At 73.3% G+C, this 22,280-nt stretch carries 24 protein-coding genes and 1 tRNA gene; 21 read left to right on the top strand and 4 right to left on the bottom strand.

Features of this window, described 5'->3' with window-relative positions:
• Nucleotides 1–111: 111 nt before the first annotated feature.
• Nucleotides 112–447, top strand: a complete 336-nt coding sequence (locus E1212_RS06620; RefSeq protein WP_131980572.1) for a TFIIB-type zinc ribbon-containing protein — start codon at nt 112–114, stop codon at nt 445–447.
• Nucleotides 448–454: 7 nt separating this feature from the next.
• Nucleotides 455–1,114 carry an AAA family ATPase gene (locus E1212_RS06615; RefSeq protein WP_203416520.1) on the top strand — a complete coding sequence of 220 codons (660 nt, stop codon included), beginning with the start codon at nt 455–457 and terminating at the stop codon, nt 1,112–1,114.
• Here E1212_RS06615 and E1212_RS06610 read toward each other — a convergent pair.
• On the bottom strand, nt 1,086–1,706 hold the full coding sequence (locus tag E1212_RS06610; protein WP_131980568.1) for a TetR/AcrR family transcriptional regulator: 621 nt from the start codon (nt 1,704–1,706) through the stop codon (nt 1,086–1,088). The two genes, E1212_RS06615 and E1212_RS06610, sit on opposite strands and share 29 nt — an antisense overlap.
• Before the next feature lie 95 nt (nt 1,707–1,801).
• On the opposite strand from E1212_RS06610, the gene E1212_RS06605 reads away from it, so the two are divergent.
• Nucleotides 1,802–2,173, top strand: coding sequence for a hypothetical protein (locus tag E1212_RS06605; protein ID WP_131980566.1), 372 nt, complete (start codon nt 1,802–1,804; stop codon nt 2,171–2,173).
• On the opposite strand, the gene E1212_RS06600 is transcribed toward E1212_RS06605, so the two are convergent.
• Nucleotides 2,114–3,256: a glycoside hydrolase family 15 protein gene (locus E1212_RS06600; RefSeq protein ID WP_131980564.1), complete on the bottom strand. Its 1,143-nt coding sequence runs from the start codon at nt 3,254–3,256 to the stop codon at nt 2,114–2,116. The genes E1212_RS06605 and E1212_RS06600 overlap by 60 nt on opposite strands.
• A gap of 62 nt (nt 3,257–3,318) precedes the next feature.
• On the opposite strand from E1212_RS06600, the gene E1212_RS06595 reads away from it, so the two are divergent.
• The 11 genes from E1212_RS06595 (at nt 3,319) to E1212_RS06545 (ending at nt 15,329) form a co-directional block, all read left to right on the top strand.
• Nucleotides 3,319–4,368: a LacI family DNA-binding transcriptional regulator gene (locus E1212_RS06595; RefSeq protein ID WP_203416518.1), complete on the top strand. Its 1,050-nt coding sequence runs from the start codon at nt 3,319–3,321 to the stop codon at nt 4,366–4,368.
• Complete coding sequence (locus E1212_RS06590) at nt 4,365–5,651, top strand: sugar ABC transporter substrate-binding protein (protein WP_131980562.1); 1,287 nt, start codon at nt 4,365–4,367, stop codon at nt 5,649–5,651. The genes E1212_RS06595 and E1212_RS06590 overlap by 4 nt, the downstream gene beginning before the upstream one ends.
• A 12-nt stretch (nt 5,652–5,663) precedes the next feature.
• A complete protein-coding gene (locus E1212_RS06585; RefSeq protein WP_131980560.1) occupies nt 5,664–6,617 on the top strand; it encodes a carbohydrate ABC transporter permease in 954 nt (317 codons plus the stop codon).
• A 10-nt stretch (nt 6,618–6,627) separates the two neighbouring features.
• Complete coding sequence (locus E1212_RS06580) at nt 6,628–7,524, top strand: carbohydrate ABC transporter permease (RefSeq protein ID WP_203416516.1); 897 nt, start codon at nt 6,628–6,630, stop codon at nt 7,522–7,524.
• A 17-nt stretch (nt 7,525–7,541) separates the two neighbouring features.
• Nucleotides 7,542–9,392 carry a GH39 family glycosyl hydrolase gene (locus tag E1212_RS06575; RefSeq protein WP_203416514.1) on the top strand — a complete coding sequence of 617 codons (1,851 nt, stop codon included), beginning with the start codon at nt 7,542–7,544 and terminating at the stop codon, nt 9,390–9,392.
• Nucleotides 9,393–9,670: 278 nt separating this feature from the next.
• The gene (eno, locus tag E1212_RS06570) at nt 9,671–10,951 is read left to right on the top strand and encodes a phosphopyruvate hydratase (RefSeq protein ID WP_131980558.1); all 1,281 of its coding nucleotides are present in this window, start codon (nt 9,671–9,673) and stop codon (nt 10,949–10,951) included.
• Nucleotides 10,952–10,959: 8 nt separating this feature from the next.
• Nucleotides 10,960–11,586, top strand: coding sequence for an FtsB family cell division protein (locus E1212_RS06565; RefSeq protein WP_131980556.1), 627 nt, complete (start codon nt 10,960–10,962; stop codon nt 11,584–11,586).
• Nucleotides 11,583–12,095, top strand: a complete 513-nt coding sequence (locus tag E1212_RS06560; RefSeq protein ID WP_131980554.1) for a DUF501 domain-containing protein — start codon at nt 11,583–11,585, stop codon at nt 12,093–12,095. The genes E1212_RS06565 and E1212_RS06560 overlap by 4 nt, the downstream gene beginning before the upstream one ends.
• Nucleotides 12,096–12,105: 10 nt before the next feature.
• Entirely contained in the window at nt 12,106–13,035 is a 930-nt protein-coding gene (locus E1212_RS06555) for a Ppx/GppA phosphatase family protein (protein ID WP_131980552.1), read from the top strand.
• Between the two features lie 167 nt (nt 13,036–13,202).
• Nucleotides 13,203–14,336 (top strand): hypothetical protein, encoded by a 1,134-nt coding sequence (locus tag E1212_RS06550; protein ID WP_131980550.1) that lies wholly within the window; start codon nt 13,203–13,205, stop codon nt 14,334–14,336.
• Between the two features lie 144 nt (nt 14,337–14,480).
• Entirely contained in the window at nt 14,481–15,329 is an 849-nt protein-coding gene (locus tag E1212_RS06545; RefSeq protein ID WP_203416512.1) for a uracil-DNA glycosylase, read from the top strand.
• On the opposite strand, the gene E1212_RS06540 is transcribed toward E1212_RS06545, so the two are convergent.
• A complete protein-coding gene (locus tag E1212_RS06540; RefSeq protein WP_203416540.1) occupies nt 15,330–16,070 on the bottom strand; it encodes an ArsR/SmtB family transcription factor in 741 nt (246 codons plus the stop codon).
• A 47-nt stretch (nt 16,071–16,117) separates the two neighbouring features.
• On the opposite strand from E1212_RS06540, the gene E1212_RS06535 reads away from it, so the two are divergent.
• From E1212_RS06535 to E1212_RS06515, 5 genes are all read left to right on the top strand, one after another.
• The gene (locus E1212_RS06535) at nt 16,118–16,363 is read left to right on the top strand and encodes a hypothetical protein (RefSeq protein WP_131980544.1); all 246 of its coding nucleotides are present in this window, start codon (nt 16,118–16,120) and stop codon (nt 16,361–16,363) included.
• Nucleotides 16,364–16,404: 41 nt separating this feature from the next.
• Nucleotides 16,405–17,826 carry an NAD(P)/FAD-dependent oxidoreductase gene (locus E1212_RS06530; protein ID WP_131980542.1) on the top strand — a complete coding sequence of 474 codons (1,422 nt, stop codon included), beginning with the start codon at nt 16,405–16,407 and terminating at the stop codon, nt 17,824–17,826.
• A 130-nt stretch (nt 17,827–17,956) separates the two neighbouring features.
• Nucleotides 17,957–19,273 (top strand): SAM-dependent methyltransferase, encoded by a 1,317-nt coding sequence (locus tag E1212_RS06525; protein ID WP_131980540.1) that lies wholly within the window; start codon nt 17,957–17,959, stop codon nt 19,271–19,273.
• Nucleotides 19,270–19,791, top strand: a complete 522-nt coding sequence (locus E1212_RS06520) for a glycine cleavage system transcriptional repressor (protein WP_131980538.1) — start codon at nt 19,270–19,272, stop codon at nt 19,789–19,791. Before E1212_RS06525 ends, E1212_RS06520 begins: the two co-directional genes overlap by 4 nt.
• Complete coding sequence (locus tag E1212_RS06515) at nt 19,788–20,333, top strand: peptide deformylase (RefSeq protein ID WP_131980536.1); 546 nt, start codon at nt 19,788–19,790, stop codon at nt 20,331–20,333. The genes E1212_RS06520 and E1212_RS06515 overlap by 4 nt, the downstream gene beginning before the upstream one ends.
• A 17-nt stretch (nt 20,334–20,350) precedes the next feature.
• On the opposite strand, the gene E1212_RS06510 is transcribed toward E1212_RS06515, so the two are convergent.
• The gene (locus E1212_RS06510; protein ID WP_131980534.1) at nt 20,351–20,752 is read right to left on the bottom strand and encodes a J domain-containing protein; all 402 of its coding nucleotides are present in this window, start codon (nt 20,750–20,752) and stop codon (nt 20,351–20,353) included.
• Nucleotides 20,753–20,883: 131 nt separating this feature from the next.
• Between E1212_RS06510 and E1212_RS06505 the strand changes: the two genes are divergently transcribed.
• Nucleotides 20,884–20,957: transfer RNA gene (locus E1212_RS06505), tRNA-Leu, on the top strand.
• 46 nt (nt 20,958–21,003) lie between these two features.
• Nucleotides 21,004–22,280 (top strand): CapA family protein (locus E1212_RS29295; RefSeq protein WP_162605357.1); only part of this gene is annotated, 1,277 nt, incomplete at its 3' end.

Below are 22,280 nucleotides of genomic sequence, written 5' to 3'. Positions count from 1 at the left end.
ACCTTGCGCCGATGCAGTCGGGTCGCCACGGAACCTGCGCCCGGCCGGTAGCGTTGTCACCAGATAACGACTACCAGCGACGACGAGGTCGTCGGCGAAAGGACGAGATCCGTGACCTGTCCGAAGTGCAACGGTCAGATGAAGACGTATGACCGGTTGGGCGTGCACGTCGAGCAGTGCGAGAACTGCAAGGGCATCTTCCTCGACAAGGGCGAGCTCGAGCAGATCGTCGCCGCCGAGGAGCAGTACAACGCGCCGCCGCCGCCGCTCGACTACAGCCGTCAGGCGCCCCCGCCGCAGCAGCCGTACCAGCAGCCGCAGCAGCCGTACCGCGGCCGTCCCGACAGCCCGGCCCCCTATGGCCGCGGCTACTCCGACTCGCCGAGCCCGTACGGGTACGGCGGCCGCAAGCGCAAGAAGAGCTTCCTCGACCAGCTCTTCGACTGATCGACGCGTGAACCTGCTGATCTGCGAGCGCTGCGGCGAGCGCGCCGACCATCCGCAGGTCGAGACGGAGGCGGTCATCCGGTGCGCCCACTGCGGCCACCGGTGGCCCTTCCTCCGCCTCCCGCTCTACTGCCTCACCGGCCCCAGCGGGACCGGCAAGTCCACCGTCCAGCGCCTTCTCGCCGCCGAGGCCCGGCTGGCCGACCGGTTCGTCGTCCTCGAGCAGGACGTGCTGTGGGTCGCCGGGCTGCGCGACGACGGCGGCGAGCACCGGCCGTTCCGCTCCACCTGGCTGCGCGTGGCCGCCATGATCAACCAGAGCCGCCGTCCGGTCGTGCTGTGCGGAACGGTGGTGCCGCCGGAGTTCGAGCCGCTGCCGGAACGGGCGCTGTTCGAGCGCATCGAGTATCTCTGCCTCACCTGCGACCCCGGCGTGCTGGCGGCACGCCTCCGCGCGCGGCCGAAGTGGCGCGAGTGGGACGAGCCGCGCATCGCCGAGACCCTCGACTTCGCCGCCTGGATCGGCGCGAACGCGGCCACCATGGACCCGCCGATGACGCTGCTCGACACCACCGGCGCGCCGGTCGAGCAGACGGCGCGCGCGGTCGCCGCCTGGCTGGACGAACGGTCGACGACGCTCAGGGCCGCGACTCCGCCTCCGCCATGATCCCCGCCACCAGCAGCCGCACCGTGTAGCCGAACTGCTCCTCGGACCCGACGGTGTGCAGATCGCCCTCCGTCGGGGCCGACGTCAGCCCGCCCAGCACGTCGCTCACCTGGTGCCAGCGCTCGTCGCGGGTGCCGGCCCGCACGGCCATGGCCAGCCCGGCCGCGATGGTCGCCACCAGCGCCTGCGCGGCCCGGATCGCCTCGCCGGGCGTCAGGCCCGCCTCGGCCAGCGCCGCGAACACCCCGGCCGCGATCCGCTGTCCCTGCTCGCCCAGCGGCGGACGAGCGGCGACGTGGAAGGCGATCCCGGGGTGCGCCAGCGCCGCCGACCGGATGTCGTCGGCGACCCGCCGCAGCCGCTCGTCCCACGGCTGCTGCGGGTCCGGCGCCGGCACGGTCGCCAGCGCGAGATCGGCGACGGCGTCGAGCAGCGCCGTCCGGTCGGCGAAGTGACGGTAGAGCGCCATGGGGTCGCAGCCCAGCTCGGCGGCGATGCGGCGCATGGTCATGGCGTCGGCGCCCTCGCGATCGCCCAGCCGCAGTGCGGCGGCGGCGATGGCCGACGGCGTCAGGAACGGGGTGCGCGCCACCTGGCCATCCTCCCGCCGGCGCCGCCCTGTCTACGGCGTAGACACACCGATGCGCGAAAGTCTACGCTGTAGACACACCACTGGGAGGAGTCCTCGTGATCACCGTCGCCCGCGTCGTCGCGACCGGGACGAGCATCGTGACGCTCGTCTATCTGTTCCTGCACGACTCCTGGCGGGCGGACAACGTCTTCCTGGTGCCGGACCTCGTGCTGTGCGCGGTGCTCCTCGTCGGCGCGGTCCTGCCTCCGGCCTGGGCGGGCACCGTGCTGTTGTCGGGGTTCGCGCTGGCCGCGGGCGTGTTCGGCACGTCGGTGTCGTCGTACGCCGTCGACGGAGAGCTGGGTGTCCCGAGCCTCGCCGGAGCGGTGGGCTGCGCGGCGATGACGGTGCTGCTGGGCCGGGACCGGTCAGCGGGCGGGTCCCAGGACACCCAGTTCGGCCGCGAGGACGAGGTACATGCCGTGTGACCACAGCAACGGGCGGGCGCTGGGACCCCACCGCTCGAGCCACTCCGGCAGCACGTCGGGAGCGAGCGTCGGCGGCAGCTGTTCGGGCAACCGGCCGGACGGGTCGGCGGTCGAGGCGATCCAGCGCAGCAGCTCCATCGCTCGCTCCCGTTCACCGACGACGGCGTGGTGCCAGCCGAGGAAGCCGGCCAGGATCGGCCACTGCCCGCCGCCGTAGAAGGTGTCCGTGGCGTAGCGGTGCACGCCGCCGCCGGGCGTCGTCAGCTCGGCCGTCACCCGCGCGACCGTCTCCGTCATCACCGGCCCGGACGGATCGACCAGCCCGAACGGCACCCCGGCCACCACCAGGCTCGCGTCGACCTCCGTCGACCCCAGCCACTTGCGCAGCGCGCCCTCATGGGTCCCCGACCGCACGACCAGCGCCTCCACCCGCTCGGCCGCGGCGGCCGCGGCGGACGCCGTCGACGGCGACATCCCCAGCTCGGCGGCGGCGCGCAAGCCGCCGTACACGGAGGCGAGGGTCGACACGTGGGTCTGGTCGCGGTGCTCCTCCCACCAGTCGCGGCAGGTCCGGTCGCCGACGGCGGCGAGGTAGCGCGCCGCCGTCTCGGCGGCCGCCGTGTACGGCGCGGCCGAGCCACCCCAGCGCGACAGGTGCGTCCGCAGTGCCCACAGCCACGTGCCGTAGCCGTCGACCTGGTAGTTCCACCAGTCGTCCTCGTGGCGCTCGCCGGCCAGCGTGTACCGCGCCGGCAGCAGCTCGGCGTCCGTGGGCTGCTCGCCCGCCGAGACCCGCGCCACCAGGGCGTCGACAGCGGCCGACTCGCGCACCAGCACGCGCGCGCACCACTCATGGAACGCCGTCGCCGACGAGGCGGCGCCCGCCCGGCTCATGCCCTCGGCGATGAACGCGCCGTCGCGGAACCAGGAGAAGCCGTACGGCGTGAACCCCACCGCCGCGGGGTACGCACCGGACGCATCCTGCGCACCGGCGATGAGCGAGACGCTGACCTCGGCCAACTCAGCGAGTCGTCGCAGGTCAGCGGCATCGGCTACGGACAATGGGTTGACAGGCTCGGCCATGATGCCCGAATGTAGCCGATGTAACCGGTTTATGTAACCGGTACCAAAGGAGCGAGCAGACGATGGACAGCGCGGAGCAGAAGGGCACCCAGCGTCGCCGCACGTCCTCCCGCGCCAGCGTGACCATCCGCGACGTCGCGCGGCACGCGGGCGTCTCCGTGGCGACCGTCTCGCGCGCGCTCCGCGGCAGCGACCTCGTCCATCCGGCCACCCGCGAGCGGGTCGACGCCGCCATCGAGGAGCTGCGCTTCACCCCCAGCCAGCTCGGCCGGTCCCTGGCCGAGAGACGGCACGCCGCCAACGGCATCGTCTTCCCCGACCTGTCCGGCCCCTACTACGCCGAGGTCGTCCTGGGCTACGAGGAGGTCGCCGCCACGCTCGGCCGATCGGTGCTCATCCTCAGCACGCACAACCGCGAGTCCGCCGACGACATGGTGCTCGAGCTCGCCGGCAGGGTCGACGGGCTGGCCGTGTTCGGGCGGACGGTGCACGACGACGTGGTCGCGGAGATCCTGCAGCGCGGTGTCCCCGTCGTGCTCATGGCGCGCACCGAGATCGAGGGCGCCGACTCCGTCCGCACCGAGAACGTCGTCGCCGCGACCTCCGTCGTCGACCACCTGCTGGCCGACGGGCACCGGCGCATGGCGTTCCTCGGCGACCCGGTCGAGTCCACCGATGTGGCGGAGCGATGGGCCGGGTTCCGCGGCGCGCTCGCCCAGGCCGGCGTCGACGTGCCCGACCGCACCGTCCTGGCCGGCTTCAAGGAGGACGACGGCGCCCGCGTGGCCGGCGCGCTCATCGCCGACGGCCTGCCCGACGTGGTCGTCTGTGCGAACGACGAGCTGGCGCTCGGCCTCACGGTCGCGCTGGCCGAAGAGGGGATCGAGGTACCGGGGGACGTCGCCGTCACCGGGTGGGACGACGTCATGGCGGCACGCTACGCGGGGCTGACGACGGTCCGTCAGCCGATGCGCGAGATGGGGGGCCGGGCGGCGCAGCTGCTCGACGCCCGGATCAGCGGGGACCGTTCCGAACCACGTCACGACGTCCTGACCACCCAGCTCGTGGTCCGCCGCAGTTGCGGGCCGCACTCGAAGGAGGCTCATCGATGAGTCGACGACCCATCACCGCCGCAACAGCACTGGCCGCGGCGACCGCGCTCGCCCTCACCGCCTGCGGGCGCGAGGACGACTCCGGGTCCGGCGGCGACGACGGCAACGCCGCCCCGTCCGCGGACCTCAGCGAAGGCCCCGCCACCGGCACCGTCGAGGTCTGGGCCATGGGCACCGAGGGCGAGCTCCTCGGCGACTTCCTGGCCGACTTCGAGGAGGCCAACCCCGACGTCACCGTCGAGGTCACGCCGGTGCCGTGGGAGGGCGCGCACGACCGCATCGCCACCGCCATCGCCGCCGGCGAGACCCCCGACGTGAGCCTGATCGGCACCACCTGGATGGGCGAGTTCGCCGCGACCGGCGGCCTCGAGCCGACCCCGACGGACGTGTTCGCCGAGGACGACTTCTTCCCCGGCCCGTGGGCGTCCACCGTCGTCGACGGCACGTCCTACGGCGTCCCCTGGTACGTCGAGACCCGGGCGTTGTTCTACCGCACCGACCTCGCCGAGTCGGCCGGCCTCGAGCCGCCGACCACCTGGGACGACCTCAAGGCGTTCGCGCAGGGGCTGCAGGAGGCCGGCGCCCAGCAGGGCATCTACCTGCAGCCCGGCCAGAGCGGCTCGTGGCAGACGTTCATGCCGTTCGCCTGGCAGAACGGCGCCACGCTCACCGACGGTGACGCGTACACGCTCGACAGCCCCGAGATGACCGAGGCGCTCGAGTACTACATGTCCTACTTCTCCGAGGGCCTGTCGCAGGACACCGTCCTGCAGCCGGGAGCGCTGGAGCAGATGTTCGCCGACGGCAGCATCGGCTCGTTCATCTCCGGGCCCTGGCACATCGGCCTGGTCCGCGACGCCGGCGCCACGGACACCTTCGAGGTCGTCCCGCTGCCCGGCAAGGACGACGCGCCCGGCACGTCGTTCGTCGGCGGCGGCAACCTCGCCGTCTTCACCGACTCCGACAACAAGGACGGCGCCTGGAAGCTCATCCAGTACCTCACCGAGGCCGAGGTGCAGCAGAGCTGGTACGAGACCGCCACCGGCCTGCCGTCGCGCCCCGACGCCTGGGAGGACGGGCCGCTGACCGAGGACCCGCTGGTCGCGGTCTTCGGCGAGCAGCTCGAGCAGACCGAGGCGCCGCCCGCCGTCCCGACGTGGGAGCAGGTCGCCACGGTCATCGACGGCAACATCGAGGCGGCCGTCCGCGGCACCATGCCCGCAGGCGACGCCGTCGCCGACATGCAGTCACAGGCGTCGTCCATCGGGACCGGGCTCCAGTAGGAGCCGGCGACCATGGCCACCGCCACCAGGGCTCCGGCGGGCCGCCCGACCCCCGCGGGCGGCACGCCGGGTGGCCGGCGCCGCCGGTCCCTGCTGCAACGCCGGCAGGCCCGGACCGCCTGGCTGCTCGCGCTGCCGTTCCTGCTGTTGTTCGCCGCCTTCACCGTCGGACCGGTCTTCGCCTCGCTGTTCATGAGCTTCACCGACATGCGCAGCACCGACGTGCGGACGCCGTTCGCCGTCGACCTCGCCGGCTTCGACAACTACACGGCGCTCTTCCAGGACGAGCTGTTCCGCAAGGTCGCGGTCAACACGGCGATCTTCGTGGTCGTCGGCGTGCCGCTGACCATGGTGCTGGCGCTGGCGGCTGCGGTCGGGCTGAACCGCATCACCCGGCTGAAGGCGTTCTTCCGGCTCGGCTACTACCTGCCGGTCGTCACCAGCATCGTCGCCGTCGCCGTGGTCTGGCGGTTCCTGCTGCAGCCGGACACCGGGCCGATCAACCAGCTGCTGAGCGTAGCAGGCATCGACGGCCCCGACTGGCTGGGCGACCCGTCGCTGGCGCTGCCGTCGCTCATCGTCATGGCGACGTGGCGCAACCTCGGCACGCTGATGGTCATCTTCCTGGCCGGGCTGCAGACGGTGCCGCGCGAGCTGCTCGAGGCGGCCGAGGTCGACGGCGCCGGGCGCTGGCAGCGGTTCCGGCACGTCACGCTGCCGCTGCTGCGCCCCGTGCTGCTGTTCGGCGCCGTCATCACCGGCGTCGGCTACCTGCAGGTCTTCGAGGAGCCGTTCGTCATGACCAACGGCGGGCCGCTCAACGCGACGCGGTCGGTCTCGTACTACATCTACGACCAGTTCAGCTTCGGCAACTACGGATACGCCGCGGCGGCCAGCTACGTGCTGTTCGTGGCCATCGTCGTCATGACGGTGCTGCAGTTCCGGCTGCTGCGGCCGAAGGCCTGAGGTGCCCGCGATGACCACCTACACCCCGCCCCCGTCCCGCGTCGACGACGCCGACGCGATGCCCGCTGTGGGCCCGCCGCGCCGCGACGCCGAGCGCTCGCCGTCGCGCTGGCTCTATGTCGTGCTGACGCTGGGCGTGATCGTCATGGCGCTGCCGTTCATCTGGATGCTGTTGTCGTCGGTGAAGCCGGAGTCGGAGGTGCGCTCCATCCCGCCCACCTGGCTGCCCGAGACGTTCACCCTCGAGAACTACGGCGAGCTGTTCGACCGGCTGAACTTCCCGACGTACTTCCTCAACTCGACGATCGTCGCCGTCGTCGTGACCCTCGGGAACCTGCTGTTCGGCTCGATGCTCGGCTACGCCCTGGCGAAGCTGGAGTTCCGCGGCAGGCGGCTGGTGTTCGTGATCGTGCTCGGCACCCTGATGGTGCCCGGCATGGTGACGTTCGTGCCGTTGTTCGTGCTGGTCAGCAACATGGGACTGACGAACACCTTCCCAGGGCTGATCCTGCCGTACCTGGTCGCGCCCTTGGGCGTGTTCCTCATGCGGCAGTACTTCGTGGGGCTGCCGGACGAGCTGATCCAGGCCGCGCGCGTCGACGGCGCCGGCGAGCTGCGGATCTTCTGGAGCGTCATGCTCCCGCTGGCCGGGCCCGCCCTGGCCACGCTCGGGATCCTGACGTTCCTGACGTCGTGGAACAACTTCCTCTGGCCGCTGGTCGTGGCCCAGACGGAGGACAAGTACACCCTGCCGGTCGCGCTCGCGCTGTACTCCGTCGGCCAGAACGCCACGCAGTACGGGCTGCTGCTGGCCGGCGCCGTCGTCGTCGTCGTGCCGGTGATCGTGCTGTTCCTCGCGGTGCAGCGGTACTTCGTCCAAGGCATCGCGATGACCGGCATCAAATGATGTACGGAAGGAGACGCGTGAGCAGTGAGATCGACGCCCGAACCGACTTCGAGACCAGGCTCGGCCGGGCCAGCGGGGAGGCGGGCGGCATCGACGTCTCGCTGCCGGCGCCCGGTGGCCTGACGGCGAGACCCGGGCGGGCGCAGGTCACGCTGTCGTGGGACCCGGTCGACGGCGCGGCCGGGTACCTGCTGCACGTGGCGGACTCGCCCGAGGGCCCGTTCGAGCCGCTGGACCACCAGGGCCGCGACGTGCTCTCCGTCCCGCACGGCCCGTACGCCGACACCACCGGCACGCCCGGCGTGGAGCGCTGGTACGCCGTCGCCGCCGTCGCGTCGGTCGAGCACGTCGGCCCGCTGAGCGCCCCGGTCGCGGCGACCTCTCTCGGCGCCCCGGCCGCGGCGGCGGGCGAGCCGGTCGCCGTCGTCGTCGATGCGGGGTCGGACCTGGGTGAGCTGGACCGGCCGTGGCAGACGATGATCGGCAGCGAGCACCTCTCGCACGCGCTGTCGACCGACCGCACCGGCGGGCACGAGATCGGCGCGGAGCTGCGGGCCGCGCTGAAGGCGGCGCACGACGAGCTCGGCGTCGAGACGGTGCGGGCACACGGCATCCTCTGCGACGACCTCGGCGTGTACCGCGAGGTCGGCGGCGAGCCCGTGTACGACTTCACCGGCGTCGACCGCGTGTACGACCTCATGCTCGAACTCGGGCTGCGGCCGATCGTCGAGATCTCGTTCATGCCGCGCGACCTCGCCACGGACCCGTCGTCGACGGTGTTCGAGTACGGCGCGATCATCTCGCCGCCGAAGGACTGGGACCGCTGGTACGACCTCGTGCGGACGTTCGTGGCGCATCTGGTCGAGCGGTACGGACTCGAGGAGGTGCGCGACCGGTGGGCGTTCGAGGTGTGGAACGAGGCCAACCTCGAGGTCTTCTGGTCCGGCACCCCTGAGGAGTTCTTCCGCCTGCACGACACCGCTGCCCGCGCCGTCAAAGACGTCGACGAGGGCCTGCGGGTCGGCGGCCCGTCGTCGGCGGCGGCCGGATGGGTCGACCAGCTGCTCGCGTCGACGAAGGAGCCGCTCGACTTCGTGTCGACGCACACCTACGGGTCGCCGCCGCTGGACCTGCGGCCGGTGCTCGCGCGGCACGGCTACGCGGGCCTGCCGATCTGGTGGACGGAGTGGGGCGTCACGCCGACGCACTTCAACGAGGTCAGCGAGTCGGTGTTCGCGGCGGTGTTCCTGCTGCGCGGCATGCGCTCGGCGATGGGCCGGATCGAGGCGCTGTCGTACTGGGTGGTGTCGGACCACTTCGAGGAGCTCGGCCGGCCACCGGCGCTGTTCCACGGCGGGTTCGGCCTGCGCACGGTGGGTGAGCTGCGCAAACCCCGGTGGTGGGCGCTGAAGCTGCTCTCGATGCTGCCGTCGCGGCGGCTGTCCGTGCGGGCGTCCGGGGACGGGGCGGACTCGCTGGTGGAGTCGCTGGCGGCCGTCGACGCGTCATCCGGGCGGGTGGCCGCGCTGGTGTGGAACGGGACCTTGGACCAGTCGAAGGCCGCGGGGTCGGCGGAGCTCGGGCGACGGGTGTCGCTGCGGTTCACCGGCCTGCCGGGCGGCGAGTACGAGCTGCGCCACCATCGCGTCGACGACGACCACTCGTGCGTCCCCGCGGTCTGGCGCCGGATCGGCGGCGGGGCGGCCTGGCCCACCGACGCGCGGTGGGCCGAGCTGCGTGCCGCGGACCGGCTCGACGAGCTCCACCCGCCCCGCCGCATCACGTCCGCCGGCGGCGTCGTCGAGGTCGAGTTCGACCTGCCCAACCCCTCGATGTCGCTGGTCGAGCTCGTCCCGTCCACCCACTGACCGGCCGGGGGCCGCGGCCGTCCAGGGAGCGCGGCCCCCGGCTTCGCCCACCATGCCGGCCGCTCGGGGTGCGCCGACGGCGGGTGAGGACGTCCCCGTACTCAGGAGTCGGTTCACGCAGAGACGAGAAGGCGTCGGGGTGCCGAGCGCTGCTCGGCCCGTCGGTCCGGGTTCGGGTGCTTGGTCCGGGTAGGCTGCGGTCGTACGAGCGTGCAGCGCCGCCGTCGTCACTGCGCCCACGTACGACGACGACAGCGACCCACCGCAGGAGACGATACGTGGCCACGATCGAAGCAATCGGAGCACGCGAGATCCTCGACTCCCGGGGCAACCCGACGGTCGAGGTCGAGGTGGCTCTCGACGACAGCACCATCGCCCGTGCCGCCGTCCCGTCCGGCGCCTCCACCGGCGCGTTCGAGGCGGTCGAGCTGCGCGACGGCGACCCGGCCCGGTACCTCGGCAAGGGCGTCGACAAGGCCGTCACGGCCATCATGGACGAGGTCGCCCCGGAGCTGCTCGGCTTCGAGGCCAGCGACCAGCGTCTCATCGACCAGGCGCTCATCGACCTCGACGGCACGCCCAACAAGGGCAAGCTGGGCGCCAACGCCATCCTCGGCGTCTCGCTCGCGGTCGCGAAGGCCGCCGCCGAATCGGCCGCTCTGCCATTGTTCAGGTACCTGGGCGGGCCGAACGCGCACCTGCTGCCGGTGCCGATGATGAACATCCTCAACGGCGGCGCGCACGCGGACAGCAACGTCGACATCCAGGAGTTCATGATCGCGCCCATCGGCGCCGAGACCTACCGCGAGGCGCTGCGCTGGGGCGTCGAGGTCTACCACACGCTCAAGGGCGTGCTGAAGGGGCGCGGCCTGGCCACGGGCCTCGGCGACGAAGGCGGCTTCGCGCCGAACCTGCCGAGCAACCGCGAGGCGCTCGACATCATCGTCACCGCCATCGAGAAGGCCGGCTTCACCCCCGGCTCGCAGATCGCGCTGGCGCTCGACGTCGCGTCCACCGAGTTCTTCGAGGACGGCAAGTACGCCTTCGAGGGCAAGAGCATCTCGGCCGCCGAGCTCACCGAGTACTACGAGGAGCTGGCCGGCGCCTACCCGCTGGTGTCCATCGAGGACCCGCTGTCCGAGGACGACTGGTCCGGCTGGGCGGCGCTCACCGACGTGCTGGGCTCGAAGCTGCAGATCGTCGGCGACGACCTCTTCGTCACCAACCCGGAGCGGCTCGAGCGTGGCATCAAGGAGCACGCGGCCAACTCGCTGCTGGTCAAGGTCAACCAGATCGGCTCGCTGACCGAGACGTTCGACGCGGTCTCGCTGGCGCAGCGCTCCGGCTTCACCTGCATGATCAGCCACCGCTCGGGCGAGACCGAGGACACCACCATCGCCGACCTCGCCGTCGCCACCAACGCCGGCCAGATCAAGACCGGCGCCCCGGCCCGGTCCGAGCGGGTCGCCAAGTACAACCAGCTGCTGCGCATCGAGGAGGAGCTCGACGACGCCGCCCGCTACGCCGGCGCGTCGGCCTTCCCGCGGTTCCAGGCGTAGGAGCCGCCGTGGCCACGTCGCGTCGTTCGCCCAGCGCCCGCCCCGCGGCGGGCGCTGGCACGGCGCGGCGTCCCGGCGCGGGCCGGGCCGCTCGGCCCGCGGCCCGTGCGCCCAAGGGGGGAACGACGGCGGCGGCCCGGCCCCGTACCGACTCCGCCGACGGTCCGCCGCCCCCACCGCCGCCGCGGCGCCCGCAGCCCAAGGGCGGCCGTCCCTCGGTCACCGGCCGGGCCGCGGTGCTCGCGCTGGTGCTGGCGGTGCTGCTGGTGTCCTACGCCTACCCGCTGCGGGCCTGGTTCGACCAGCACCGCGAACGGGTCGAGCTCGAGCGCGAGCAGGACGAGCTGACGGCGTCGGTCGAGCAGCTCGAGCAGGAGCTGCGGCTCTGGGAGGACCCCGCCTACGTGGCCGCCCAGGCGCGCGAGCGGCTCGGGTTCGTGCTGCCGGGCGAGCAGAGCTACATCGTCCTGCCCGACCCGGACGCCCCTGACGAGACCACCTCGGGTCCCGCCGACGGCCTGCCGCCGGCCGGTGAGGGCACCTGGTACGAGCGGCTCTGGGCGTCGGTCACGTTCGCCGACAGCCCGCCGCCCGACCCCGAGGCACCGGTCGACGACGGAGACACCGGCGAGTGAGCCTCATCCCGCCCACGCAGACCGACCTCGACACCGTCACCCAGCAGCTCGGCCGCCCTGTCCGCGGCGTCCGTGCGGTGGCGGCCAGGTGCGGGCCCGACGGCGCCGGCCACCCGTCCGTCGTCGAGACCGAGCCGCGGCTGCCCGACGGCACACCGTTCCCCACGCTGTACTACCTGACCTGCCCGCGCGCCGTCGCCGCCACGTCGACGCTGGAGTCCGTCGGCGTCATGCGCGAGCTGACCGACGAGCTGACCGCCGACCCCGAGCTGGCCGCGGCCTACCGGGCGGCGCACGCGTCCTACCTGGCGCGGCGCGAGGCGGCCGGACACGTCGAGGAGATCGCCGGGGTCTCGGCCGGCGGCATGCCCGACCGCGTCAAGTGCCTGCACGTCCTCGTCGCGCACAGCCTGGCCGCCGGGCCCGGCGTCAACCCGCTGGGCGACCGCGCGCTGGACCTCATGAGCGCGACGTGGACCCCGGCCCGCTGCGACTGGACGCCCGCATGAGGAACGCCGCATGACCCGCGTCGCCGCCATCGACTGCGGCACCAACTCGGTCCGGCTGCTGGTCAGCGAGCTCGACCCGGCGGCCGGCAGCCAGCACGACCTCGACCGCCGGCTGCGCATCGTCCGCCTCGGCAAGGACGTCGACCGCACCGGCGTGCTCGCGCCGGAGCCGCTGGCCCGCACGTTCGAGGCGCTGGCCGAGTACGCCGCCGTCATCGACGAGCTCGGCGCCGAGCACGTCCGCATGGTCGCCACCAGCGCCACCCGCGACGCCGCGAACCGCGACGAGTTCGTGGCCGGCGTCGTCCGGGTCCTGGGTGTCGAGCCCGAGGTGGTGTCCGGCGCGGCCGAGGCCGGGCTCTCGTTCGAGGGCGCCGTCCGCGGTCTGCCGGGCAACGGCGAGCCGCCCTATCTCGTGGTCGACATCGGCGGCGGATCGACGGAGCTCGCGCTCGGGTCCACCGGCAGGGTCACCGCCGCCCGCAGCGTCGACGTCGGTTGCGTCCGGCTGACCGAGCGGCGGTTCCTGACCGACCCGCCCACCTCCGATCAGGTCGCCGCCGCCCGTGCCGACATCGAGGCCGCGCTCGACGACGCCGCCGCCGTCGTGCCCATCGCCGACGCCCGCACCCTGGTCGGGCTGGCCGGCTCGGTCACCACGGTCGCCGCGATCCATCTGGGACTGGCCGAGTACGACTCCGCCGCCATCCACCACCGCCGCGTCCCGGCCGCCGAGGTGCGGGCCATCAGCGAGCACCTGCTCACGCTCACCCACGACGAGCGGCTGGCCATCGGGCCGATGCACCCGGGCCGCGCCGACGTGATCGGTGCCGGCGCCCTGGTGCTGCGCTGCGTGGTCGACCGCGCCGGCGTCGACGAGGTGCTGGTCAGCGAGCACGACATCCTCGACGGCATCGCCTGGAGCATCGTCAGCGGCTGACGGCGGCGGACTGCCGGTCAGGTGATGCTGCGCACCCGCCATGCGGCGGACGTCACCAGCGTGAGTCTTCAACTGCCGTTCAGTCGCCACGCTGATGACATTTCATATGGAACGGTGAGGATCCGGTCCTGACATCGCCGTCGACTCCACGAGCGAAAGGCCATCACATGCCCGGACCATTGACCCGACGCGCGCTCATCGCCGGTGCTTCCGCTGCGGGTCTGGCGCTGACGCTCCCGTCGGCCGCCTCGTCCGCCGAACCCACCGCGTACGCCGCCTTCCGCATCGTGCGCACCCGGCCCGACACGCCGAGCGTCCCGGAGATCACGCTGCCGCCGGGCTACAGCATCCTGGCCGGCACCCGCTACTCGGTGGCCAGCCGGGCCGAGTACTACACGTTCGTCGTCGGCCCGCGCAGCACCGGCATCGAGATCGCCGTGCGCTGGCCGGACGTCGCCGTCGAGACGGTCGTGCACCAGGACACCCGCCTGGCGCTGCGGCCCGACCCCGCCGACGGCGACCGCTTCAGCTTCACGCTCCCGGTGACCCAGACATCCGCCGATGCCAACCAGCCGACGTTGCAGGTGTGGAGCTTCCCCGAGAACGTGCCGGGCATGAACTGGCGCATCGAGCACAACGACGCCGACCGCGTCGCCGGGCCGTGGACGTCGGTGCCGTGGCCGGCGGGCGAGGTGAGGTCCGTGGTGCACCAGCTGGTCGCCGCCAACTACATCTGCCACGCGTCGGGCCTGGTCGCGACGGCGGCCGCGAAGGGCCACCGGTGGGTGCTGATGGGCTTCGAGACCAACAACACCCTGCACGCGGACAACCCGCCGCACTGGCACATCTCGTACAACTCCGGTCCGAACTTCAACGCCAAGACGCACAACCCGCACTTCTGGCTCGACCGCGAGGGCAAGAACTTCTACAACGGCATGGACGTGACCGGCCTCGGCCGGCTGCGCTACTACGTCGGCGACCCGGCCCCGATGTACGACTTCATCGGGACGGCGAACGGCGGCCGCGGCAACCTCACCTGCACGATGACGCTGCGCGAGGACGGGGGCATCGACATCGCCGCGCCCGACGGGCCGACCTTCGCCATCGCCGCGGGCCGCGACGGCACGCTGCTGGACGAGGTCACGGTGCTGCGCGACAACGTTCAGTGGCTGCGCATCGCCACCATCGACCGGGTGCGCCACGGCGTCACCGCCTTCGAGGTGACCGGCCTGGCCGACCCGCGCGAGAGTGTCTCGACGGTGATCCGCTACGACCGGCTGACCGGCGTCATCAGGCGCTGACCGAGACCGCCTGGCCGCGCTGGAGCTTTGCGGTCGGGAATGACGGCAGAGCTCTCGCGCGCGCGTTGGCGCTTTGCGGTCGGAAGCGACGGCAGAGCTCCAGCGTCCGAGGCGCGCAGCGGCCCGAAGCGGCCGCCCGGCAGAATGAGCCACGTGCTGCTGCCCCATCCGCTCACCGCCCGGCCGTTCCCCAGCCCCGTTCCGCCGGGGACCGGCTGGCCCGGCGACCCGGCAGACGCGGGGACACCAGTGGCGGCGTCACCGGACGACGTGGCCCGGCTCGCGGCCGGCGCGACGCTGCCGCAGATCGAAGCGCGCTCGTCGGTCTGCCGGGCCTGCCCGCGGCTGGTGGCCTGGCGCGAGGACGTCGCCCGCGAGAAGCGCAAGTCGTTCGCCGGCCAGCCGTACTGGGGCCGCCCGACTCCGGGCTGGGGCGATCCGCGCCCGCGCGTCCTGGTGTTCGGATTGGCGCCGGCGGCCAACGGCGGCAACCGCACCGGCCGTGTGTTCACCGGCGACCGCAGCGGCGACTGGCTCTACGCCGCCCTGCACCGCGCCGGCCTGGCGAACCAGCCGACGGCGACGCATGCCGGCGACGGCCTGGAGCTGACCGGCGCCCGGATCATCGCCGCCGTCCGGTGCGCGCCGCCGGACAACAAGCCGACTCCGCAGGAGCGCGACGCCTGCTCGCCCTGGCTGGACCGTGAGGTCGAGCTGGTGCTGCCGACGGTGCGCGCCGCGGTCGCGCTCGGGTCGTTCGCCTGGGCGGCCGCACTGCGCACGCTCGGCCGGGCCGGTCTGCTGGTGCCACGGCCGCGGCCGGTGTTCGGGCACGGCGCGGAGGTGACGCTGACGCCGTCGGCTCCCCCGGGAACGACGGCGGCAGCGGTGCGGCTGATCGGCAGCTACCACCCGAGCCAGCAGAACACCTTCACCGGCAAGCTCACCGTCGACATGCTCGACGACGTCGTCCGCCGTGCCGCGGCCGCGTGATCAGGTCAGATCCAGGCCCAGCACGTCGCGGAGGGCCGAGCGGCCGGCGTCGGTGAGCCGCAGCGCGCGGGTCCGCCCCGCCCGCACGACCCAGCTCGCCTCGACGGCGTGCGTGCACAGCGCCGCGCCCGCGGCCCCGCCGAGATGGGGCCGGCGCTCCGTCCAGTCGAGGCACGAGCGGACGACCGGGCGCCGCGACGCCGGCGGCCAGCTGGCGCCGTCGAGCAGCACCGCGAACCAGGCGTCGCCGTCGTCGGTGAGCGTCAGGCCGCGGTCCCAGGAGAGGTAGCCACGCGCCGTCAGCGCGTCCGTCACCGCCACTCCGAGCCGGCCGGCCAGGTGGTCGTAGCAGGTCCGGGCGGCCGCCAGCGCGTGGCGCCGGTGCACCGCCGTCAGTGACGACGGCGCCGGCCGCTCCGCACCGCCGCCGTCGGCGGGCGCCAGCTCGCCCGCTGCCGCCGCGAGGCGTTCGACCAGCTCGGCCGCCGGGGTGCCGGCCAGCCGGACGTAGCGGTGCCGGCCCTGCCGCACGTCGGTCAGCAAGCCGCCGGCGACCAGCAGGTTCAGGTGCTCCGTCGCGGTCGAGGGCGCCACGCCCGCGTGCCGCGCGAGCTCCGTCGCCGTCCAGGCCCGGCCGTCCATGAGCGCCAGGCACACCGTCGCCCGCGTGCGGTCGGCGAGCAGCCCGGCCAGTCCGGCCAGGTCGGTTCCCGTCGCTGCGGTGTCGGTCATGTCCACCATCATCGCCTCGCGACGCTTCGGCCGGCGCCGAACCAGCGCCGGCGGGCATGAACCACGCGACGATCGCCCCGGGCGTCCGCTACGTCGGCACGCCGGTCGTGCTGCCGGTCACCGACAACCCGGACGGCTCGGGCGACCTGCAGGACCAGACGATCAACCTGCCGGAGCCGTCACAGTGGCAGCCGGTCGAGCGGCCGCTCGTCCACGACGTCGGGCACGGTTTCGGCCTCGGTGAGGAGCTGGGGCACGGCTTCGGCTCCGAGACGCCGCGAGTGTGGTCGAGCGCACCGTGAAAGGGCTTGTGAATGCGTTCACAAGCACCTAGGCTGGAAGCATGAACGGGAGAGCTGGACGCACCGGAACCCCGCACATCCTCATTGTCGGCGGGGGTTACGTCGGCATGTACACCGCGCTCGGGTTGCAGCGCTCGCTCAAGCGGAGCCAGGCCCGCATCACGGTGATCGACCCACGGTCCTACATGACTTACCAGCCGTTCCTGCCCGAAGCCGCAGCCGGCGCGCTGGAGCCGAGGCACGTCGTCGTGCCCCTCCGGCGGGTGTTGAAGCGCTGCAACGTCATCACCGGCGAGGTCACCTCCATCAGCCACGCGACCAAGTCCGTCACCGTCAAGCCGGAGATCGGCGACGAGTACGAGCTCGGCTACGACATCATCGTCGTCGCGCTCGGATCCATCTCGCGGACGCTGCCCATCCCGGGCCTCGCCGAGGTCGGCATCGGCTTCAAGCAGATCGAAGAGGCCATCGCCCTTCGCAACCACGTGCTCGACCGGCTCGACGTCGCCGCCTCGACCACCGACCCCGAGGTGCGCAAGCGCGCGCTCACGTTCGTCTTCGTCGGCGGCGGGTTCGCCGGCGTCGAGGCGCTCGGCGAGCTCGAGGACATGGCCCGCTACGCGCTGCGCTACTACCCGCAGCTGCAGCCCCGCGACATGCGCTGGGTCCTCGTCGAGGCGGCCGGGCGCATCCTGCCCGAGGTCGGCCCCGAGATGGGTGAGTACACCGTCGTCGAGCTGAGCAAGCGCGACATCGAGATCCGGCTCGAGACGCTGCTCCAGTCCTGCGTCGACGGCCACGTCGTGCTGTCCAAGGGCAAGCCGTTCGACGCCGACACCATCGTCTGGACCGCGGGCGTCAAGGCCAACCCCGTGCTGGCCAACAGCGACCTGCCGCTGGACGAGAAGGGCCGGCTGCGCTGCCTGCCGGAGCTGCGCGTCGACGGGCTCGACGACGCGTGGGCGGCCGGCGACAACGCCGCCGTCCCGGACCTCAGCGCCGGCCAGCCGGGCGTGTACACCGCACCGAACGCCCAGCACGCCGTCCGCCAGGCGAAGCTGCTGGCCAAGAACATCATCGCCGACCTCGAGGGCGGGCTGCCGAAGCCGTACAAGCACAAGTACATCGGCTCGGTCGCCAGCCTCGGCCTCTACAAGGGCGTGGCGCACACGTACGGCATCAAGGTCCGCGGCTTCGCGGCCTGGTTCATGCACCGCACGTACCACATGAGCAAGATGCCGACGTTCAACCGCAAGTTCCGCGTCGTGGTCGACTGGACGCTCGCGCTGGTGTTCAAGCGCGAGGTGGTCACGCTCGGCCGCATGCGGATGCCGCGCGAGGACTTCCGCCGGGCGGCCCAGCCGATCACGCCACGGCCGGTCCAGCCGCCGGTCGAGGGATCGGCGGCCGAGCGCCCGGAGGAGCACGCCGGCACGGCGGGCGGCCGGCTCCCGCGCGGCTGAGCCACCGCGCGGGAGTACGGCGCAGCGCCGGGTCGATCCGGCGCCGCCCGCCGTGTGCGGTCCTGACCGAAGGCCTGGCAGCCACCCGTCGGCCTCACTACCGTGGCAGGGGAACGGACGGGAGGTCGCCATGTCCACAGGGGGAGCGGCGGGACGCATCGCCGGCCTGGTCGAGCGGCTGCTGGGGCGGCCGCTGCCGCTGGCCATCCGCACCTGGGACGGCGCTCAGGCCGGCCCCGGCGACGGCCCGGTCCTGGTCATCCGGTCGCGGCGGGCGCTGCGCCGGCTCTTGTGGCAGCCCGACGAGATCGGGCTCGCGCGGGCGTGGGTGGCCGGCGAGCTCGACATCGAGGGCGACCTGGACGAGGCGCTGGTCCGCCTCGACGCCGCGCTGCGCGACCTCGGTGACCGCGGCCGGTTCACGGCCGCCGACCGCACCGAGGTGATCCGCCTCGCCGTCGTGCTGGGGGCGCTCGGGCCGCCGTTGAAGCCGCCGCCCGAAGAGGTCGTGCTCGCCGGCGACCGCCACTCGCGCGGGCGCGACCAGGCCGCGATCAGTCACCACTACGACGTCGGCAACGAGTTCTACGAGATCGTGCTCGGCCCGTCCATGGTCTACTCCTGCGCGTACTGGGCCGACGACGACGGTGGCGACGAGGACGGTGGCGGCGGCACCCTCGAGGACGCGCAGCGGGCGAAGAACGAGCTGATCTGCCAGAAGCTCGGCCTCGAGCCGGGCATGCGGCTGCTCGACGTCGGTTCCGGCTGGGGCTCGCTGGTCCTGCACGCGGCCCAGGAGCACGGCGTCGAGGCGGTCGGGGTCACGCTTTCCGTGCCGCAGGCCGAGTACGCCAAGCAGCGCGTCGCCGACGCCGGGCTGTCCGATCGGGTCGAGATCCGGGTGCAGGACTGGCGCGACGTCACCGACGGCCCGTTCGACGCCGTCGCCAGCGTCGGCATGGCCGAGCACCTGGGCGCGGCCATGTGGCCGGAGTACGCCGCGCGGCTGTACGGCCTGCTGCGCCCGGGCGGGCGGCTGCTCAACCACCAGATCGTGCGGTCGGGGCGGCCGCGCGCCGGCGGGATGACCAAGCCGCGGCGCACCTTCATCGACGCCTACGTGTTCCCCGACGGCGAGCTGATCCCGATCGGCGACGTCGTCTCCCGGCTCGAGGCGGGCGGCTTCGAGGTCCGCGACGTGCAGGCGCTGCGCGAGCACTACGCCCGCACGCTGCGCGCCTGGGTGCGCGACCTCGAGCGCGGCTGGCACCGGGCGGTCGAGCTGGCCGGCGAGGGCCGGGCGCGGGTGTGGCGGCTCTACATGGCCGCGTCGGCGGTGTCCTTCGACGCCGCGCGCATCGGAGTGGACCAGGTGCTGGCCGTTCGGCCGCATCGCGACGGCCGGAGTGACCTGCCCCTGGTGCGTCCGGTTGGATGGAGCCTGTGAGCCTCATCGCCGTCACCGTCATCGGGCACGACCGCCCCGGCATCATCGCCGACGCCACCGCCGGACTCGCCGCGCTCGGCCTCAATCTCGAAGACTCCACCATGACCCTGCTGCGCGGGCATTTCGCCATGATGCTGATCTGCTCCGGCGACCGGTCGCCGTCCGAGGTCGAGGCGGCCCTGGCGTCGCTGACCGCCGACGGACGGCTCCAGGTGTCGGCCCGCGCGGTGCCCGACGAGGACGGTGCCGGCGACCGCTCGCTGCGGCCGTACGTGCTGACGGTGCACGGCGGCGACCGCCCGGGCATCGTGTCCGCCGTCACCGGCGTGCTGGCGTCGGCCGGCGGGAACATCACCGACCTCACGACCCGGCTGACCGGCGACCTCTACGTCGCCATCGCCGAGGTCGACCTCCCCGCCGACGCCGATGCCGACGCCGTCGCCGTCCGGCTGCGTGCCGCGGGCGACGAGCTCGGCGTGGGCGTCACGCTGCGGCCGCAGGAGACCGACGTCCTGTGAGCATCGCCGACTGGACCGAGGCCGACCTCGGTGTGCCGGGCCGCGTCCTGCCCGTCGTCCGCGCCCCGTCGGCGGTGCTGTCGTCGCCGTCGCCGCTGGTCGATCCGGCCGCGCCCGAGATCGTGCAGCTGGCCGCCGACCTCGTCGCCACCATGCGGGTCTCGCCCGGCTGTGTCGGGCTGGCCGCCTGCCAGGTCGGCGTCGCCGCGCACGTGTTCGCCGTCGACGTCAGCGCCCATCCCAAGACCCGCACGTCGCACGGCACGTTCGTGCTCTGCAACGCCGAGGTCGTCGAGGCGACGCGCAAGGAGAAGGGCCGCGAGGGCTGCATGTCCGTCCCCGACCTCACCGGCGACGTCAAGCGCGCCACCCGGCTGACGGTGCGCGGCCTGCTCCCCGGCAGTGGCGAGGAGCTGATGGTCGAGACCGACGCCTTCGAGGCCCGGGCGCTGCAGCACGAGATCGACCACTGCGGCGGCTTCCTGTTCCTCGACCGCGTGGCCGGCGCGCACGCCGTCTTCCCTCGACAGACCTACCAGTAGAGCCGGGGTCGTCGCGCTCAGGGCACCAGCATGATCACGAGCGCCAGCAGCACGTGCGGCACGCCGACGAGGAACAGGATGAGCAGGACGATCAGCGGCAGCACGTTCGTGTCGGCCGACGCCGGCGGCGGCGCCGGCCGCGCAGTGGTCCCCGGAGACGCCGACGGCGGCGCGGACGGACCCGGGCGGGCCGAGGGGCCCGGGGCCTGGACCGGTCCCGGGTCCGGCGTGGTGAGCAGCGCGTCACGGGCGACGACCAACCGCCGGAACGCGCGGGCGTCGCCGCCGGTGTCCGGGTGGCCCCCGCGCAGCGCCTCGCGATGGAACGCCCGGGTCACCTGCTGCGGGCTCGCGCCCCGCCGCACGCCGAGCACGTCGTGCGGGTCGGCCCCGCCCAGGGCCCTCAGATCGGCGGTCACGATGGCTCCCCTCCATGGTGCGTCGGACACTCATACGACCCCGGCCGGCGGCGAATCGTGACATCGGGCAGCCAAATGTCGGCTTCGTCACCCGCAGACAGCCGCCCGGCCGGGCGCGATACTGATGGGCGGCCCCCGTAGCCCAACTGGCAGAGGCATCGGCCTTAAAAGCCGAACAGTGTCGGTTCGAACCCGACCGGGGGCACTCCGACATCAGAGAGTTCTGATACGCGCCTTTTATGATCGTGATCATGCGGAGACGTCACGGCCTCCTTCTCCTCGGAGGCATCGCCGCGGCCGCGGTCATCGCCGGCGCGCCGCTGCCCGACGTCCCTGAGGAGTCCGTGCCGGTGACCGGCCTGCGCGAGCGCCCGCCCGCGGCGCCGAGCCGCGAGGCGGAGCCGACCAGCGAGGCGGGGCCGACCAGCGAGGCGGAGCCGAGCACGCCGCCGCCGGCCGCGGCGCCGAGTGCCGGCGGCGAGACGGTGCGGCTCGCGTTCGCCGGCGACGTCCACTTCGCCGGCGCCTTTGCCGATGCGCCGGCCGACCCCGATTCCACCCTGGGCCCGATGTCGGACGTCCTGCGCCAGGCGGACCTGGCGATGGTCAACCTCGAGTCGGCGCTGGCGGTGGGCGGCGAGCCGGCCGCCAAGGAGCTCGAGGACCCCTCCAACCGGTACTGGTTCCGCACCGGGCCGGCCGCGCTCGACCTGCTGGGCCGGTCCGGCGTCGATGTCGTGTCGATCGCGAACAACCACGGGGCCGACTACGGCGCCACCGGACTCGGCGAGACCATCCAGGCCGCTGAGACCAGCGGCGTCGCCGTCGTCGGCGTGGGGCGCAACGACCGGCAGGCGTTCGCGCCGCACCGGGTGAAGGTGAAGGGCACCGACATCGCCATCCATGCCGCCGACGCCTCGCCGCGCGAGAGCGCCGACGCCATCTGGGCCGCGGCGCCCGGCACCGGGGCCGGCATCGCGGCGGCGCGCGGGCCGGACGAGGCGACGCTCGCGGCCGCCGTGCGCCGGTCGGCCGAGACCGACGACGTGGTCGTCGTCTACCTGCACTGGGGCGAGGAGTTCAACGCCTGCCCGACGCCCCTGCAGCAGAACCTGGCCCGGACGCTCGCCACGGCGGGCGCCGACATCGTCGTCGGGAGCCATGCGCACACGCCGCTGGGGGCCGGCCTGCAGGGCTCCACCTACGTCAGCTACGGGCTTGGGAACTTCTACTGGTACCACGGCCGCGAGCCCGACAGCGGCGTGCTGCGGCTCTCCGTCCGCGGCGGCGAGGTCGTCGGCGACGAGTGGCTGCCGGGCCGCATCCCGCCCGGGGGCGGCGGCCCGGAGCCGCTCACCGGCAGCAGGGCAGGGTCGGCCGCCTACGGCGAGTGGGAACGCCTGCGCGACTGCACCGGCCTGGCTCCCGGGCCCGGTCCCGAGGCCGCGGCGCCCGAGCCTGCGGCGCCCGAGCCTGCGGCGCCCGAGCCTGCGGCGCCCGAGCCTGCGGCGCCCGGGGACGGCCCGCC

It is taken from the genome of Jiangella ureilytica, from assembly GCF_004348545.1.
Classification (GTDB): Bacteria; Actinomycetota; Actinomycetes; order Jiangellales; family Jiangellaceae; genus Jiangella; species Jiangella ureilytica.
Note: the sequence above shows the minus strand (reverse complement) of the source record. Positions and strands in the feature narration are given on the sequence as shown.